Genomic DNA, 15,801 nt, shown 5'->3' with positions numbered 1-15,801 from the left:
GATCAGGAAGTCTCGAGATCGGCCATCAAGTCGTCGATGGTTTGCAATTGGCTGGCGACGTTGACCGTGGCGCCGGTCGCCTGTTGCTGGGCGATGTATTCGGCAAGCTCGGCCACGGTGGGCAGCGACATCGCTTGACGCAGCGTCAGCGTGTTGCCGAACTCGCGGTGCAGCCGGGAAACGAGTTGCGTCAGCAGCAGGGAATGGCCGCCAAGCTCGAAGAAGTCGTCGTGAATGCCGACCCGTTCGACGCCCAGCACCTCCTGCCAGATCGCCGCCAGCAATGCCTCGATGTCGTTGCGCGGTGCCACGTAGGAATGGGTTTCCCAAACCGGCTCGGGCAGGGCGCGGCGATCGAGCTTGCCGTTGGAGGTAACCGGCAACTGGTTCAGCGGCACGATCTGCGCCGGCACCATGTAGGGCGGCAGGCAGCCTTCCAGATAGGTTTTCAGCTTCGCGCCGACTCCGTGCTGGTCTTCGGCGGGAACGGCATAGGCGACCAAGTGCTTTCCGCCCGGACCATCGTGGGCGACGACCACCGCTTCGCGCACGGTTTCGTGTGCGCGCAGGCGCGCCTCGATCTCGCCGAGTTCGATGCGATAGCCGCGGATCTTGACCTGATGGTCGAGCCGGCCGACGTATTCGATGCTGCCGTCGCGACAACGCCGTACCAGATCGCCGGTGCGGTACATGCGGGCGCCAGCGGTGAAGGGGTCGGGGACAAAGCGCTCCGCGGTCAGTCCCGGTCTGCCGACATAGCCGCGCGCGAGACCCAGGCCGCCGATATAGAGCTCGCCTGCCACGCCTACCGGCACCGGGTTCAGGTCCGCGTCCAGCACGTAGGCGGTGCGGTCGCCCACCGGTGTGCCGATCGGCACGTACGCGCTCGCGCAGTCGGTGTCGCGCTGCCCGACCCAGGCCAGCGGCGTGACCACGGCCTCGGTGGGCCCATAGCCGTTGATCAGCGTGCCGGCCTGGAACTTCTGCTTGATGCGAGCCAAGGCTTCGCGCGACATCGCTTCGCCGCCGAAGGACAGCAGGCGCAGCGGCACCGGTTCGGTGGCCGCCTCGGCCAGTCGCAGCAGGTACGCAGGCGGGAAGCCGGCATTGGTGACGCCTTCGCGCGCGATCACTTCGAGGGTCTGCTCGGCGCTCCACAGGGCGTCGTCGCGCAGCACCAGCTGGGCGCCGGCGATCAGCGGTACCAGCCAGCGTTCGTGGGCCCCGTCGAAGTTGAAGGACAGGAAGTGCAGCTCCCGGTCATCCGGTCCCATGCCGTACTGCTCGACGGTGGCGTGGCAGTGCATCGCCAGCGGTCCGTGTTCGACGGCGACGCCCTTGGGCGTGCCGGTGGAGCCGGAGGTGTAGATCAGATAGGCCAGTTGACGGGGATCGACGGCGGGCAGTTGCACCGCCTCCGGCTCGCCAATGTCCTCCATGACGATGACCGGCAGGGTGGTATCGATGCGGCCGCCCAGCGCCTGGGACGTCAGAACGAGCTTGACGCCGGCGTCCTGCAGCAGTTGGTCGATACGCGTAGCCGGCAGTTCGGCGTCCAGCGGCAGATAAGCAGCGCCGGCCTTCAGCGTGGCGAGCAACCGCACGATCAGGTCTGGGCTGCGGTCGAGCACCACGCCAACGACGGTTTCCGGGCCCGCACTGGCTGCATGCAGGGCGTAGGCAAGACGTGTGGCGGCGGCATCGAGTTCGCCGTAGCTGACGGCACGCTGCCCGCAACGCACTGCAATGGCATCAGGGCGCTGTGCCGCCTGGCGCGCGATGGCGACGTGGACAGCCTCGGTCGCCGAGAAGCGGCGGTCCGGCGTATCCGGGTCGCGCGAAGGCTCGTCATGGTCCGTATCGAGCAACTTCATGTCGGCGATACGTGCCGTCGGGGCAGCGGCAAGTTGGTCGAGCACCCCACGGTATTGCCGCTGCAATTGCTCGACGGCAGCGTGCGAGAACGCTTCGCACTGATAGCTGCAGACGATATCGAGCGTGGCGCCAGCGGAGACCACCAGCGTCAGCGGATAGTTGGTGGTCGCCGCATGGCTGACCTCGCCGAGCTTCAGGCCGTTTTGCTCACGCTGTCGCAGTGCCGCATCGACCGGGTAGTTCTCGAACACCAGGATCGAGTCGAACAGCGCCTGTCCGCCTTGGCCGGCCCAGCGCTGGATCTCGTACAGCGGCACATGTTCGTGCTCGCGCAGCGCCAGATTCTCCGCTTGCAGCGCCTGCAGCCAGTCGGCGACGGCCTGGTCCGGCGACGGTGCCTGGATCACCGGCAAGGTATTGATGAACAGGCCGAGCATCGCCTCGGCGCCCGGCAAGGCCGCCGGTCGACCGGCGACCGTGGCGCCGAAGGCCACCGCACGCCGACCGGTATAGCGCTGCAGCACGATGACCCAGGCCGCCTGCAACAGCGTGTTCAGCGTCAGATGCTCGCTGGCGGCGCTGCGCTGGAGGCGGGCGAGGGCGTCGGCATCGAGGCTGGTGCGGCACGTCGCGTGACCGGTGCCGGCATCCGGTGCGGGAAGTGCCGAGGCCAGCCGGGTAGGCTCGTCGAGCGCTTGCAGCCGCTCGCGCCAGAACGACTCGCTGGCGGCGACATCGTGGGTCTGCAGCCAGGCGATGTGGTCGCGATAGCGCGAGGCGGGCACCTTGACCGGCTGACCGTGGTAGCGCTGCAGGACCTCGCCGATCAGGCGGGCGGTGCTCCAGCCATCGAGCAGCAGATGGTGGCTGGTCCAGATCATGCGGTAGCGGTTGGCACCCAGGTGGAGCAGGCGCACGCGCATCAGCGGGGCGGTATCGAGCGCGAAGGCCAGCTTGCGTTCTTCGAGCGCAACGTCCTCGCACGCCGATTCGTTCCAGTCGCGTTCGGCATCGATCCGAACCGGCGAAGGCACCTGCCGATAGACCGCCTGCATCGCCTGCCCGTCGATCCAGACGAAGCCGGTTCGCAGGATCTCGTGCCGCGCGACCGTCTCATCCCAGGCCGAGCGGAAGCGATCAGCATCGAGCCCGTCGAGCGTGATGGCGAGCTGGTTGACGTACAGCCCGGCTTCCGGCGCGTAGAGCGAGTGGAACAGCATGCCGTGCTGCATCGGCGTGAGCGGATACAGGTCCTCGATCTGGCGACCGTCGAGACGATCGAGCTGGTCCTCGGTCAGGCCGGCGAGCGGCACATCGGACGGTGTCAGCGCGCCGGGCGGCATGCCGATGCAATGGTCGATGGTGGTCTCCAACGCCTGCCGGTAGGCGTCCACCAGCGAGGCGATGGTGTCGTGCCGGTAGCGGGCGGTGCTGAACGTGACGCCCAGCGACAGCACGCCGCCGCTGACCTGGCCATTGATCGTGATCCAGTTGCCAAGCGGGGCTTCCGGATCGCGGCTCTCTCCGCTTGGCTCGTCGGCGAAATCGAACAGCGCGTCGCCGCCGACGCTCTGGTCGAACTGGCCCAGATAGTTGAACGTGATGCGGGGCAATGGGTACGCCGCGAGTCGTTCGCGGATGGCCTGCGGCGCGAGATGCCGCAACAGACCGTAGCCGATGCCATGATCGGGAACGCCGCGCAGCGTCTCCTTGATCGACTTGATGCTGGCCGCGGTGTCGGCGGCCACCGGCAGCACGACCGGGAACATCGTCGTGAACCAGCCGACGGTGCGGCCGATATCCGGTGCAGCAAGCAGGGTTTCCCGGCCATGCCCTTCGAGCAGGATGGCGGCGCGATCGACGCCGGCCCATTGGCCCACTGCCTGCGCGAGCGCGCTGAGCAGCAAGTCGTTGATCTGCGTCCGGTAGGCGGCTGGCGCCTGCTTCAGCAGGCGTTGGGTCTGCTCGGCGGACAATTCCAAGGTCAGCGTGGCGGCCTGCGCGATGCGATCGTCCGCCGCGGCGTGGTCGCATGGCACCTCGGGGCCGTGCTGGGCGCACCAGTAGTCTGCTTGCCTGGCGAGTTCGTCGGAGTTCGCATGTTGAACCAGCGCCTGTGCCCAGGCCTTGTACGACGCCGTCTTGGGCGGGAGCGCGATGGATTGGCGTTGCTGGGCCAGCCGGTATGCCTGTTGCAGGTCTTCCAGCAGGACGCGCCAGGAGACGCCATCGACGACAAGGTGGTGGACGGCGAGCAGCAGGCGCTCGCTGCCATCCGGTAATTGCAGATGCAGTGCGCGCAGCAATGGTCCCTGTTCGAGGTCCAGGCTGCGCTGGGCACGATCGCAGTGCGCTTCGATGGAATCCGTGTCGGCGACTTGCTGTTGCCACAGCAGCTCGCTATCGCCGGGCGCGGCGTAGCGTTGCTGCCATTGGCCGTCCTGCTGCCGGTAGCGCAGCCGCAATGCGTCGTGATGATCGACCAAGGCCTTCAGCGCGCGGCGCAGTGCGTCCGGATCCAGGCGCTCCACGGGACGCAGCAGCACGGATTGGTTCCAATGATTGCGGTTCGGCATCGGCGTCTCGAAGAACGCCCGTTGAATCGGCAGCAGCGGCACCTCGCCGGCAGGCTTGTCGTCGACGCGGCGATTGGCCTCGTCGCGCTTGGCCACCTGGGCCAGCGCCTGCACGGTCTGATGCAGGAACAGATCCTTGGGCGTGAAGCGCAGGCCGAGGCGGCGAGCGCGGCTGACCGACTGGATCGACAGAATCGAGTCGCCGCCAAGTTCGAAGAAGTTGTCGGTGGCGCCGACGCGTTCGACGCCCAGGACCTCCTGCCAGATTTGGGCCAGCAGCGCTTCGGCTTCGTTGGCGGGGGCGATGTAGCCCTCGGCCTCCCACAACGGGGCAGGCAGCGCGCGACGATCGAGCTTGCCGTTTGGCGTGACCGGCAGGCGGTCCAGCGCAATGAGCTGTGCCGGGACCATGTGGTCGGGCAGCTGGGCCTTGAGCTGCGTTTTCAGTGTCGCGGTATCCGTGCCGTCCAGCACGCAATAGGCGACCAGACGGTCCTCATGGACGATCACGGCGGCGTCCTTGACGCCAGCTTGCGACCGCAGCAGATGCGCAACCTCTCCGAGTTCGACCCGGTAGCCGCGGATCTTGACCTGTTCGTCCTGGCGGCCAAGGTATTCGATTCGGCCTGCCGCATCCTGCCTGACGCGGTCGCCAGTGCGGTACATCCGCTCGCCCTCGGTGAAGGGATCGGGGACGAAGCGCTCGGCGGTCAGCCCTGGGCGACCGAGGTAGCCGCGCGCCAGCTGCGGTCCGGCGATATAGAGTTCGCCGACGATGCCGGCGGGAACCGGGTTCAGGTCGGCGTCAAGCACATAGACGCGGGAGCCCGGCAGCGGCGTGCCGGTCGGCAACTGCCGTTCGGGCAGGGTCACCGCTTCATGCGTCAGAACGCCGACCGTGGTTTCGGTCGGGCCGTAGTGATTGAACAGCCGACAGTGCGGCTTCAGGTCGCGGATCGTGCGAGCCAATTCGGCCGAGGTCGCTTCGCCCCCAAGAATCAGCGCCTGCTCGGGCAGCACGTCCGCGGGTTGGCGGGCCTGCAGTAATCCGCGCAGATGGCTGGGGACGATCTTGAGCACACCGACGCGGTGCCGGGCCATGTAGTCGGCAAAGCGATCCGGATCGAAGCCCCGCTCGCGAGAGATCAGATGCAAGGTGCGGCCGCTGCAGAGGGCGCCGAACAGCACGGTATGGCCGAGATCGGCCGCGGTGGTGGATACCATCGCCATCGAGGCATCGGCAGGCAGTTGCAGCCGGTGCAGCACGCCGCAGACGTAATGCGCGAGCGCGTCGTGGCTGACCACCACGCCCTTGGGGGTGCCGGTGGAGCCGGAGGTATAGATCAGGTAAGCGGCTTGCCCCGGAAGCAACGAGACGGAAGGCGCATCGTCGACCGGCGTCACGGACGTCGGATCGATGCAATCGAAGCCCGGCCCGAACCCCGGTCCGAACTCCGGCACGGAGCCGGGCACCGAGCCGACGACAACACCGGCGCCGGCGTCGTCCAATAGCTGGCGCAAGCGCTCGACCGGCTGCGCCGGGTCGAGCGGCACGCAAACCGCGCCGGCCTTGAGGATGCCAAGCAGTCCGGTGATAAACGCCGGAGAGCGCTCGACACAAAGCCCAACCCGCGTCTCCCGCCCAATGCCGCGCTCGGCCAGCGCAGCCGCAATGCCATTGGCAAGCCGATCGGCCTCGCCGCGGGTCAGGGTCTGTTCCTCATATCGCAACGCGACGGCAGAAGGATCCGCCACGACGCTACGCCGCCATGCCGTCAGCACATCGACCGCAGCCGACTCCAGAGCCTCGCCGACAAGGCGCCCGTCCTCATTGCCCAACGCCAGCTCACCCACGCGAAGCGTCGGTGTCGACGCGATCTGTTCGAGGATGCCGACATAGTGCTGCTGCATCCGTTCAATGGTGTCGGAATCGAACAGGTCCGTGGCGTAGCCAAATCGCCCCGCAATGCCGTCCTCGCTCTCCACCAGATCCAGCGCGATATCGAAGCGCGTGACATCGCCTTCGATCTGTTCGGCCGTGACAGCGTGGCCCGCCAGTCGTTTCGGGACGGCGATCGGCAGCGCCAGGTTGAACTTGACCTGGAACAGCGGGTTATGGGCGAGGCTGCGATCGGGCTGCAAGGCCTCGACCAGCTGTTCGAAGGGCAGATCCTGGTATTGCTGCGATTCGAGCACCGTCTCGTGCAGCCGGCGGAGCAGGGCGTCCCACGGCATGCTGCCGTCGATATCCGTGCGCACGACCAGCGTATTGACGAAGCAGCCGACCAGGCCTTCGGTTTCGACCCTGCCGCGATTGGCGACCGGCACGCCGACGCGGACATCGCGCTGCCCCGTGTAGCGGTACAGCAGCGTCTGGAACCCGGCGAGCAGCACCGCGAACATCGTGGTTTGTGCGCCCAGCGCGATGCGACGCAAGCTCGTCGCCAGCGCGCCGTCCAGCATGAACGGCACCGCGCCGCCGCGATGGCTTTGCACCGCGGGGCGGGGGCGATCGCTCGGCAGCTCCACGACCAGGGACTCGTCGCCAAGACGATCCTTCCAGTAGGCGAGCTGACGGTCGCGCTGGCCGGCGACGAGGCGATCCGCATGCCAGCAGGCATAGTCCGCGTAGCGGATCGCAAGCGGCGTCAGGTCGACGGGGCGATCCGCTACGAAGCCCTCGTACAGCCGGCAAAACTCGTCGATCACGACATTCATCGACCAGCCGTCCGACACGATATGGTGAACCGTGATGGACAGCCATTCCTGCTCGTCCGCCACCCGCAATTGCGCGACGCGCAGTGGCGGCGAGGCCAGCAGGTCGAAGGGCTCGGCGCTGAGCGCTCTGGCCGTTGCCTGCGCCTCGGCAGCTGCATCGGAGCCGTGCTCGCGCAAATCCAGCACGGCGATGGGGCAGGCGCCGGCGGGCAGCACCCGTTGCCTCGGTTCCTCGTGCCGGTCCGGTTCGAAGCGCGTGCGCAGTGCCTCGTGCCGCGCGACCAGCGCATCGACCGCGCGTTGCAGTGCGATCCGGTCGAACCGGCCGTGGAGCTTCAACACGCCGGAGACGTTGTAGGCGCCACTGTCCGGCTGCATCGACCACAGTACCCACAAGCCGCGCTGCACCGGGGACAGCGGCGCAAGGTCGGTGTCGGTTCGGCGCGTAATTGCCGCTTCCCCGTGGGAAGCCTCACCGTCGTCGCGCGCCAGCAATCCATCGATGACCGCCGCATTGGCCCGCAGAGTCCCATCGGCGAAGAGATGCGCCAACGCGTAGCCACGATGCAGGCGTTCCCGCGTCCTCGACACCAGCTGGGTCGCGCGCACCGAATTGCCGCCCAGGGCGAAGAAGTTGTCATTTGCCGAGGCAGGCCGGACGCCAAGGACCTCGTGCCAGAGCGCCGCCAGTGTCGCCTCGGTGCCCTGCAGCGCCACGGTGTTGCCGGTAGCGGCCGGCGAGGCGGCGGCCTCCGACGATGGAACGGATGCGAGCCGCCGCCCCGATTCGAATGCCGCCCACAGCGCCAGTTCGCCGCTGCGCCAGGCAGGCAGGCAGCGCGAACGCTGCAGCTTGCCGCTGGTGGTCTTCGGCAATTCGCCGGGCTGCAGCAGCAGCACCAGTCCCGGCGGCTCGCCGCAGCATTGCGCCACTGCCTCGCGAATGGCCGCTTCCACCGCTTCGGGCGAGCCGAACTTCTGGATGCTGCGCGCAATCTCGGCGGCGACGCCGATCGTTTCGAACTGCCCGTCGGCCGATTGGAACGGGAAGGCCGCGACGCGCCCCTTGCGCACGACCTCGACCGCGCCTTCGACCGCGATCTCGATGTCCTGTGGATACAGGTTGTGCCCGCGGACGATGATCAGGTCCTTCGAACGTCCGGCGACGTAGAGCCTGCCTTCGTGCAGGAAGCCGAGGTCGCCCGTGCGCAGATAGCGCGAGGCGGGGTCGTCGTGATGCGGGAAGGTGCTGGCGGTGGCCGCCGGCTGCTGCCAATAGCCCGCGGTCACGCTCGGCCCGCCGATGCAGATCTCCCCGATCTGTCCGTCCGGAACGGGGCTGCCATGCTCGACATCCCGAATCTCGATGCGATGGCCCGGAGCCGCGTCGCCGCAGGCAACTAGTCGCGCGCCGCCGCCATCGATCGATGCAACGGCGCGGCCGGTGGCCAGCGCCGCTTCATCAAAGCCGATCATCGTGGCGCCCTCGCCGGGGCGACCGCCGGTGGCGAGCAGCGTCGCCTCGGCCAGTCCATAGCAGGGATAGAGCGCGCGAGCGTCGAGGCCGGCGTCGGCGAAGTGGCTGGCAAACCGTTCCAGTGTCTCGGCACGAATCGGCTCGGCGCCGCAGAAGGCGACGCGCCAGCTGCGCAGGGACAGCGTCTGGACCTGTGCCGCACGCACGCGTTCCACGCACAGCCGATAGGCAAAGTCCGGGCCGCCGCTGACGGTGCCGCGGAAGCGGTCGATCGCCTCGAGCCAGCGGCGCGGCCGCTGCAGGAAATAGGTCGGCGACATCAGCACCAGCGGCATGCCGCCGTAGAGGGGATGCAGCAGTCCGCCGATCAGCCCCATGTCGTGATAGAGCGGCAGCCAGCTGACCATCACGTCGTCGGCCGTGGTGCCGAACTGGCTGGCGATGGCCGCTTCGTTGGCGACGATATTGGCGTGCGTCACCATCACGCCCTTGGGCGTCGCGGTCGAGCCGGAGGTGTACTGCAGGAAGGCAACGGTGTCGGGGCGGACGGCCGCGGCCCATGCCCTGGCGTCGGCGATGGCCGCTCCCGGCATCGTTTCGCCGACCGAGGAAACCCACGAGCCAGACGAGACCGACGATACGGTGACGATGCGCGCTTGCAGGCTGTCCGACCGCCCACTGGCCCAGTCGCCTGCAAGTCCGTCGTCGGCCACCAGGACACTGGGCCGCGCATCGGCCGCGATGGCGTTGAGCCTGGCCAGATGCTGCGGCCGCATCGATTCCGGCGGAAACGCCGGCACCGCGATCACGCGCGCCAGCAGGCAGCCGAGGAACGCGCTGACGTAGTCGATGCCGGTGTCGAGCACGATCATCGCGCGCTCGCCGGGCTGCGCGACCTCGCTCAGGCGCGTGGCATAGGCAGCCGCGCGTGCGAGCAGGTCGCGGTAGCGGTAGGTCGTGCCTGCCGGGTGGTCCTCGTCCAGCACCGTCAGTGCCGTCGCATCGGCGCGGCTGGTCCCGTGATGGATCAAATAGTCGAGCAGCGTCTCGCCTTGCATTGCTGTCCTTTTGCGAATCGATGGACCGGTGCTGCACCAGCACGTCCGACAGAAGGAAGACGAAGGGCGAGGCGGGGAATTTAGCGCGGCGGAGTGGTCATCAACCGGGCATCAGCACAATGCCGCGCACTCGGCCCGCAGCGGACAGGTGCCGCAGTAGTCGTCGCCGTCGAGCCGGTACTTCAGGCAGCAGACGCGGCGCACGCGCCGTTCGCCGCCGTCCGCCTGCGGACGGTCGAGATAGGCGGCGCGATAGGGATGCGGCCGGCCATCGGCGTCCGTGTCGGTGCGCAGCCACCGCGCCAGCGTGTCGCGGCGGCGTGCGTCGAGCGCCGGATGGGCGAGCAGGTTCATGCCGACGTATTGCACGAACTCGGCGGCGTGGCTCCACAGCACGCGCGGCGACGCACGGGTCAGTGCCGACAGCGCGGCGAACACCGGCGCCAGATGGCGCTGGGTCATGGCGGCCAGCATGTCGTCCAGCGTCGCCGCGCCCTGGCCCAGCGCCGATGACCGCAAGTGAATGCGCGATACGAGCCCATCCGGGCCGAATGCGATATCGACCTCGTCCAGCGATACCGGTACGGTCCGGCCCAGCGCAGCCGCCGCGACCAGCACGGGTGGCACCAGCACCACGCAGTAGTGCCGGGCCCACCACGATGCCAGCGCCGGCGGGGCGCGTTCGTGCTCGGCGCCGATGGTGTCGCGGTAATCGGCCAGCCGTTGCTGCAAGGCGCCCGGCTCGGCGAACCGGCTTCCCGGCAACGCTTGCGCACTGGCGGGCGCCGCGGTGACCCCTTCGCCGAAGCGCCGCAGCGGGCCGGGAAAGAAGGGCGTGAGTTCGGCAATCAAACGGGAATCTCCAGGCCGGGCGGGGCCGTATCAGGGCTTTGCGGTTGGGCGCCGCCTTCCACGAGAGACGGACCGGCGCCGCAGGAAATTAGGCGGCGCGCCCTTCTTGTGCCGATCAGCCGCCAATTCCCCTGTTCAGGCTCCCTATTGCCGTTCTCCCGTCACTCACGTAATAATTACGAATCATTATCATTCGCAGACGCATTACGGTAAGCCTTTTGCGTACCGGGCCGGCGCGATCCAATAAGAAGGGGAGTCTCATGCAACGGGTGTTCGATTGCCGGCGGACGGAGGTCCGGCGGGCGGTGGTGATGTTGTTTGCGCTGGCGGGCAGCGCGCATGCGCAGCAGCAGGCGGCACCGGCGGGCCAGCCGGTGGCGGGGCAGTTGCCGGAAGTCACGGTCCGGGCAGCGGGGTCGGAAACCGGGATCGGGCCGGTCGGGGGCTATGTCGCCCGCCGCAGCGTCACCGCGACCAAGACCGACACGCCGCTGTCGGAGACGCCGCAGTCCATTTCGGTGATCACCCGCGAGCAGATGGAAGACCGCGGCGTGCAGACCGTGTCCGAGGCCTTTGCCTATTCGGCTGGCGTGGTCGGCGACAACGTCGTTGAGTCGCGTTACGACAAGCCGGTGATCCGGGGCTTCCCGGCACGGCAGTATCTCGACGGCCTGTACATCAACTACTACACGAGCGGCTACCTGATGCCGCGCGTCGACGCCTACGGGCTCGAGCGCGTCGAGCTGCTGCGCGGCCCCAGCTCGGTGCTGTATGGCGCCAATGCACCGGGCGGCCTGATCAACCTGGTCAGCAAGCGGCCGACCGCCGAGACGCTGCGCGAGGTCAACGTGCAATACGGCTCGCACAATCGCAAGCAGGCCAGTTTCGATCTGTCCGGCGCGGTGGACAGCAACCAGACCGTGCTCTATCGGCTGACCGGCCTGTTCCGCAAGAGCGATACGCAGACCGACCACGCCAAGGACGATCGCATCTTCATCGCGCCTGCACTGACGTTCCGCCCGTCCGCCGATACCACCTTCACGCTGCTGACCCACTATCAGCGCGACAGGCAGGGCACCGCGATCAACTTCCTGCCGCGCGAGGGCACGGTCATTCCGACGGTCAACGGCCGCAGGATCTCGAGCTCGTTCTTCACCGGCGAACCCGGCTTCAATACCTTCGATCGCGAGGAATACGCGATCGGCTACGCCTTCGAGCATCGCTTCAACGACACCTTCCGCGTGCGCCAGAACGTGCGTTACATGCATAGCGACCTGACCTATACGGGGGTCTACGCGGTGGGCTGGAATTCGGCCGCGCAGCAGCAACTGCGGCGCGGCTCGCTCGATGCGGGCGGCAAGCTCGATACGATCGGCGTCGACACCCAGCTGCAGGCGGACTTCAGCACCGGTCCGGTCCGGCACAAGATGCTGGTCGGCGTGGACTACCAGCACGGCAAGTTCGACGACAAGCAGGGCTTCGGCACGGTCGGCACCCCGCCGCTGGGCCTGATCGATCCGTGGAATCCGGTCTACGGCGCGCGGATCAATCCGATCGCCTCGTACACCAACGCGGAGCAGACCCAGCGTCAGCTCGGCGTGTACTTCCAGGACCAGATGAAGCTGACCGAGCGGCTGACGTTCGTTGCCGGGGGGCGCAAGGATTGGGCGAGTTCGGATACGACCTCGACGCGGATCGTTACGGCGACCAACGCGCGGACCGTGACCACGACGCCGATCGACCAGGACGACTTCACCTATCGCCTCGGCCTGCTGTACCAGGCGCCGTACGGCATCACGCCGTACGTCAGCTACTCGACTTCGTTCCAGCCGCAGGCCGGCACCGATCGGCAGGGTTCGCCGTTCAAGCCGACCACCGGCAAGCAGACCGAACTGGGCGTCAAGTTCCAGCCGCCGGGCAGCAACAGCTTCATCACCGCGGCGGTCTACGACCTGCGGCAGCAGGACGTGCTGACGCCCGATCCAGGGCGTCCGGCTGGCACCAATTTCCAGATCCAGACCGGCGAGATCCGCTCGCGCGGCTTCGAGCTGGAAGGCACGATGGACTTCCAGAACGGCTTCAAGGCGATTGGCTCCTACACCTTGATGAATCTGGAAACCACCAAGAGCAACGGGCCCGACCTGGGCAAGACGCCAACCAACCGGCCGCGCCATACGGCCGCGCTGTGGGTCGACTACACGATGCGCGGCGGCATGCTGCGCGGCCTCGGCATGGGGGCCGGCGCGCGCTATATCGGGTCGACCTGGGGCGATGCGGCCAATACCTTCAAGGTGTCGTCGGTGTGGCTCGCCGATGCGGCGATCCACTACACGCTGGACCAGCATTGGCGCTTTGCGCTGACCGCGACCAATCTGCTCGACAAGGAGTACGTCGGGCAGTGCGGCAGCGCGACGACCTGCTACTACGGTTATCGCCGCAACATCCTGGCCACGGCGACTTATCGTTGGTGAGGGCCTGAGGCCGGGGCCCTGGTCCCCGGCCTGGGCCCCGCGCCTCGAGGCCCGAGGTCCCGAGGCACCGAGGCACCGAGGCACCGAGGCACCGAGGCACCGAGGCACCGTGGCACCGTGGCACCGAGGCACCGAGGCACCGTGGCGCCGTGGCACCGAGGCACCGAGGCACCGAGGCACCGAGGCACCGAGGCACCGAGGCACCGTGGCCCGGAGGCCCGGAGGCCCCGAGGCCCGGGGGCCAGAGGCCAGAGGCCCGCCAAGGCGCCGGCAATCCCGGCCCTGCGAACGTCGCCGGCACTGGCGGCGTCCGTTTCCGCCTAATTCGCGGGCACCTTCGTTCGTCACAGGAAGAAGACCTCTTCCTCGTGGAGCCACCGACCGTGTCCGCCTTCCCCTCGCTGCGCAATGTGTTGTTCCGGGCCTCGGGCCATCTGCTGGCGTTTGCCATCGTGGCCAGCCTGGCCGGCGGCGCGGCGTCGGTGGGGCTGATCGCCACCATCAATCGCGCATTGGCGACGCCGGCCGATCAACTGACGGCGCTGGGACTGCGCTTCGCGGCCCTGGCGGTGGCGGTGCTGCTGTGCCGTACCGCCGCGCTGATGCTGTTCGTGCGGCTGAACCAGACGGTGCTGGCCAGCCTGCGCGAGCATATCGCTGGCCGGTTGCTGGCCTCGCCCTATGCCGAGCTCGAACGGGTTGGGCCGGGGCGCGGACTCGCGCTGCTGGGCGAGGACACCAATCAGGTGGCGACGCTGCTGGTAGCGCTGCCGTTCGTGGTGATGAACGGCACCATCGTGCTCGGCTGCCTGGCCTATCTGGCCTATCTGTCGTGGCAGGTCTTCCTGTTCGCGCTGGTTGCCGTGCTGACCGGCTCGATCTGCTACCGGCTCAGCCGCAAGCGTTCGCAGCACTATCTGCGCGATGCCGGCAAGTGGCACGATGTGTTGATCGAACGCTTCGGCGCGATCTTCGCAGGCGCCAAGGAACTGAAGCTGCATCGCCAACGCCGCGAGGCGTTCGCCAGCGGGCCGCTGGCCGAAGCGATCGATGCGGTCAGGACCAACCGCACGCACGGGCTGTCGCTGCTGTATCTGTCGCTGACGATCGGCAGCACGCTGTTCTTCGCGGTGATCGGCATCATCCTGTTCGTGGTGCAGCGGCCGCTCGGCGCCGATGCTGCCGTCGCCAGCGGCTATACGCTGGTGTTCCTCTACATGATGGCCCCGCTGGAGGGCCTGCTGAACAGCCTGCCGCAGTTCAATCTGGCGCGCATCGCCTATCAGCGCATCGCCGATACCACCGGGCCGCTGGCGGTGGAGCAGGGGCAGGCAGATGCCGCGGGCGATCGCCGGCCGTTCGTCGCGCTTGCCTTGCACGGCGTCACGCATCGCTACTTCCGCGATGGTGAGGACGGCGCCTTCACGCTGGGGCCGATCGATCTGTCGCTGCGCGCCGGCGAGGTGGTGTTCCTCGTCGGCGGCAATGGCAGCGGCAAGACCACGCTGGCCAAGCTGCTGGTCGGCCTGTATGCGCCGGAGAGCGGGAGCGTGGTGCTCAATGGCCAGGCGATCGCCGATGCGTCTGACCGTGAGCGACACAGGCAGCAGTGCACCGCGGTGTTCTCCGACTTCCATCTGTTCGACAGCCTGCTGGGCGCGGCCTCGGAAGGTGAAGAGGGGGTGGCGGGTGGCAATGACGGGCAGGGCGATCATGAAGGCAGATACGCGGCGCTCGACGCGCGTGCCAACGAGCTGTTGGCGCGTCTGCAGTTGCAGCACAAGGTGACCGTGCGCGGCGGCGCGTTCTCGACGCGCGCGCTGTCGCAGGGCCAGCGCAAGCGCCTGGCGCTGGTCGCCGCCTGTCTCGAGGACCGGCCCGTGATCGTGCTCGACGAATGGGCCGCGGATCAGGACCCGGCCTTCAAGGCAGTGTTCTATCGCGAGATCGTGCCGGCCCTGCGCGCGCAGGGAAAGGCGGTGCTGGTGATCTCGCACGACGATCGCTACTTCGATGCGGGGGATCGCATCGTGCTGCTCGAACAGGGTCGCATCCGCGAGCAGCACATTGAACACCAGCGCGAATACCCGCCCGAATACCCGCCCGAATACCCGCCCGAATACCCGCCCGAATACCCGCCCGAATACCCGCCCGAACATCAGCGCGAACATCAGCGCGAACATCAGCGCGAACATCAGCGCGAACATCAGCGCGAACATCAGCGCGAACACCAACCGGCCGCAGAGCCGGCGGGCGTGGCGATCGCCACCGAGCGGCAGCGCGCGGCATGAGACACCGGCTCGTTGCGCCGGTGCCCAGGCAGCGACTCCGCTACAATCGCGTCACACGACGCTGGTGCATGACATCGGCGCACAAGAACGCATCAAGGGGAGCTGTACGTGGTCCAGAACCGATCGCCGGGCAACGACATCGCCTGGCAACAAGCGCTCGATTGGGTGATGCTGATGCGGGACGGCATGCTCGACGCCAGCGCCGAACAACGCCTGCTCGACTGGCTCGACCAGTCGCCCGATCACATCGAGTCGTTCCGCGAGGCCTGCGCCGTGTGGCAGGCGACCGGTGCGGTGACCCCCTCGATCCAGGCCGCCCTCGAAGCGCGCATGCCGCCCACGGCAGGGCAGCGCCCCACACGCCACGGCTGACCTTCGCTGTCATACCTCGGTCGCATTCGGCCACCAACCTTTACACATTGCCTCTTCGAATCGCACGGGCATGTCGCTATAATTGCGAATGAGTCGCATTTGCGTTAGCAT

The 15,801-nt window shown here is 67.7% G+C and carries 5 protein-coding genes; 3 read left to right on the top strand and 2 right to left on the bottom strand.

The features are described 5' to 3' along the window. Positions 1 to 2: 2 nt before the first annotated feature. Together KZ686_RS18050 and fhuF are read right to left on the bottom strand one after the other, a co-directional pair. Entirely contained in the window at positions 3 to 9,704 is a 9,702-nt protein-coding gene (locus tag KZ686_RS18050; protein ID WP_265634657.1) for a non-ribosomal peptide synthetase, read from the bottom strand. 111 nt (positions 9,705 to 9,815) lie between these two features. Continuing rightward, positions 9,816 to 10,556, bottom strand: coding sequence for a siderophore-iron reductase FhuF (gene fhuF / locus KZ686_RS18045; protein ID WP_226105044.1), 741 nt, complete (start codon positions 10,554 to 10,556; stop codon positions 9,816 to 9,818). A gap of 260 nt (positions 10,557 to 10,816) precedes the next feature. On the opposite strand from fhuF, the gene KZ686_RS18040 reads away from it, so the two are divergent. From KZ686_RS18040 to KZ686_RS18030, 3 genes are all read left to right on the top strand, one after another. Further along, positions 10,817 to 13,027 carry a TonB-dependent siderophore receptor gene (locus KZ686_RS18040; RefSeq protein WP_150083283.1) on the top strand — a complete coding sequence of 737 codons (2,211 nt, stop codon included), beginning with the start codon at positions 10,817 to 10,819 and terminating at the stop codon, positions 13,025 to 13,027. Positions 13,028 to 13,410: 383 nt separating this feature from the next. Further along, positions 13,411 to 15,318: a cyclic peptide export ABC transporter gene (locus KZ686_RS18035; protein WP_265634653.1), complete on the top strand. Its 1,908-nt coding sequence runs from the start codon at positions 13,411 to 13,413 to the stop codon at positions 15,316 to 15,318. A gap of 108 nt (positions 15,319 to 15,426) precedes the next feature. Continuing rightward, positions 15,427 to 15,690: a FecR/PupR family sigma factor regulator gene (locus KZ686_RS18030; RefSeq protein WP_265634651.1), complete on the top strand. Its 264-nt coding sequence runs from the start codon at positions 15,427 to 15,429 to the stop codon at positions 15,688 to 15,690. Positions 15,691 to 15,801 lie beyond the last annotated feature (111 nt).

Source organism: Cupriavidus cauae, assembly GCF_026210475.1.
In the GTDB taxonomy this organism is placed as follows: Bacteria; Pseudomonadota; Gammaproteobacteria; order Burkholderiales; family Burkholderiaceae; genus Cupriavidus; species Cupriavidus cauae.
This window is presented reverse-complemented; position numbering and strand designations above follow the sequence as displayed.